The sequence below is a fragment of the Paenibacillus albiflavus genome, assembly GCF_004344915.1.
GTDB lineage: Bacteria > Bacillota > Bacilli > Paenibacillales > NBRC-103111 > Paenibacillus_AM > Paenibacillus_AM albiflavus.
This window is the reverse complement of sequence record NZ_SKFG01000080.1, coordinates 1-2,038: the sequence shown is the minus strand read 5'-3', so window position 1 is coordinate 2,038 and position 2,038 is coordinate 1. Positions and strand designations below refer to the sequence as shown.

Genomic DNA, 2,038 nt, shown 5'->3' with positions numbered 1-2,038 from the left:
TATTCTTGGTCATAACATCCTCACACTTCTAATTTAATTAACGTTAATTAAGTAAATACTATACATCCAAATTGCATAAAAATACAATACTTTTTTTGATTTATCAGAGTAAATTAATTTATGGCGAAAAAGTAATAAATTATATCATACACAGCAAAAACCCCATCCTAATCGGATGGGGCTATTCATCATTCAACTATTTAATTGTCAATTTGAATTAGTGATCTAGCCTAGCTTCTGGCCGCAATTCGAGCAGAAGTTAGCTCCTTCGTTTTCCCTCATATATGACTCACGTTTCCGTGAGATTGAAGATTTTTTTGGCATCTAATTCGTTTTTAGTTCAATTTCGCCGCTTCCAAGAAACGCTGAATGATGATCGATGTTTCTGCTCTCGTAATGACGTTGCCGGGCGAAATCAAGCCATTATAGCCGACAATTACGCCGTACTTGACGTTAAGCGCAGCCGCAGGCTTGGCAGAGAAATCAAGCCGCTCTAAATCCTTGAACGCGCCTAGCAGCTCGGTGACTTCCTTGTCGGAGATCGCAACGTCCATTCCGGCTAAATGCATCGCTTTCGCTATCATAACCATCGCTTCTTGCCGCGACATTTGTTCGTTCGGATTGAACCGGTTGCTATTGCCCTCGGCGGTAAGTCCGTTATTCGCTGCGATCGTCACGGCTTTGTAGAACCAATTGCTCTTCTGGACATCCGCGTAATCCGCAGAGCTGCCGACCGCATGCAGACCGAGCGACCTGACCAGAATTGCCGTGAACTCCGCTCGAGTAATCTGGTTGTCCGGCTTGAAGCTTGTCTCGGAGATGCCTTGAACGATCAGCTTCGACGCTAACTTTTCGATGTGGGTCTTTGCCCAATGTTTTTGGATATCCGAAAATGTTTTTTCGTTGCCGATCACGGTATAGACGCTGTTCGTCAAGCTGTACATAACCGCATAATATTTCCCGTTTTCTTGGACGAGCCTGGTAGGCACCGGAACAATGTTGCCATCTTCCGTAACCACGACGCCCGTCGTTATCTTAATCGGGTCGAACCCGTCAGGGATGGCGATCCTTCTTTGAACGAAGTGAAGAAACTTGTTGATTTCGATTGTTTTCCCGCCGGACGATGCCGTGATCTTAAATTCAATCGCTGGCGATACCAAGCTGATCTTGCCTAATTTATTGCGAATGGAATCGACTTTATGATCGGGCACGTTCGCGATTTCGATATTGAATTTTAATGGCGTATTCGATCCTAAGCTCTTGGCGATCGCGTCCATATCGAATTGATTGGCTGTCAAGGTGTAGGAAGCGTTGTCCGTTTGGACCTCGACAGTCATATTTTTATCGTCGAGCGCTTTCGCCAACTGGCTGTTCAACAGAACGACAACGCGATCAGAGCCGTTCTGAACCGGAATAACGATTATAGGACTGTCGTGTAGGGAACTCAACTCTTTTATGATTTTGGTTTCATCTAGCTGTACGGTCGTAACTTTTTTCCCGTTGACGGTTTTGACGGATACGATCGCGAAATTCTTATAGACAACGTTGTTGATTTGGATATCGATCATATTAATAGCCATTTTATTGCCTTCGCCGCTTCCACTACTTTCACCACCGCTGCCTCCAGCGCTATTTCCACCCCCATCTCCAGAGCTGGCACTTCTAAGAGTAAAAGAAATGCTCGTGCTATTGCCTGCCGCATCAGTAACGACGAGCGAATAGGTGCCGGATGCGCTAACCGTAGTACCGGAAGCGAAAGGAACTCCGTTCAACGTTGCCGTTCCTTTATTGAAAGAAATCGTAACCGGCGTTGTATACACAGGTGCTCCGGATGTGACGCCCGTTACTCTAGGAGGTGTTTTATCGATGGTGAAGCTCACGGTGGTGACGTTGCCCGCCGCATCCGTGACGACAAGCGTATAGTCGCCTTCCGCGCTAACGGTGGAACCGCTAATGAACGCGGAGCCATTCAAAGTCGCCGTGCCTTCATTAAACGTAATCGTCTTGTTGACGTTATAGAGTCCGCCGTTCGTGACTC

The 2,038-nt window shown here is 46.5% G+C and carries 1 protein-coding gene; it reads right to left on the bottom strand.

Annotated features, from left to right (window positions below; all coding sequences use genetic code 11):
• Positions 1 to 335: 335 nt before the first annotated feature.
• Complete coding sequence (locus tag E0485_RS24455) at positions 336 to 1,880, bottom strand: S-layer homology domain-containing protein (protein ID WP_132417433.1); 1,545 nt, start codon at positions 1,878 to 1,880, stop codon at positions 336 to 338.
• Between the last annotated feature and the right edge of the window lie 158 nt (positions 1,881 to 2,038).